Raw genomic sequence first — 420 nt, 5'->3', positions numbered from 1 at the left:
GGGGCAGTTGGGGCGTCGTCAGGTCGACTACGGAAACTGAAGACGCCCTGGCCAGCTAACAACGGTATCGATTCCCATGAGTTTTTCCCTTTTCGGCGCGATCTCGAATGACATCGCGATGGACCTGGGCACCGCCAACACCCTGATCTACATGAAGGGCAAGGGCATCGTGCTGAACGAGCCGTCGGTCGTGGCGCTGAGAAACGTCGTGGCTGGCCGTGTTCGACGACCACACCAGTCTTCCCCTGTATTTGGGGCGCGCCCGGTTGGCGAGTCAAGGACAACGGATCGCGTTGTTCGCCAAAGACGGCGGTGAGTACTGCTCGTTTCCCGGGTCCACTCAACCCGCCGCGCACGTCGAAATCCATCACGCCACCAAAGATCATGCGAAAGGTGGGCTCACCAACATCGGTGACCTCG

Annotated in this window: 2 pseudogenes; both read left to right on the top strand. The window is 60.0% G+C overall.

Going from position 1 to position 420, the window contains the following annotated elements:
* Positions 1-76: 76 nt before the first annotated feature.
* A pseudogene (locus P3L18_RS28325) lies at positions 77-202 on the top strand (rod shape-determining protein); the annotation flags it as partial.
* A 7-nt stretch (positions 203-209) separates the two neighbouring features.
* Positions 210-420: pseudogene (locus P3L18_RS28320) on the top strand (HNH endonuclease); the annotation flags it as partial.

The organism is Gordonia sp. N1V (assembly GCF_029269935.1).
Taxonomy (GTDB): Bacteria; Actinomycetota; Actinomycetes; order Mycobacteriales; family Mycobacteriaceae; genus Gordonia; species Gordonia polyisoprenivorans.
The sequence above is the reverse complement of the archived record's forward strand: the minus strand, read 5'-3'. Positions and strand labels throughout refer to the sequence as shown.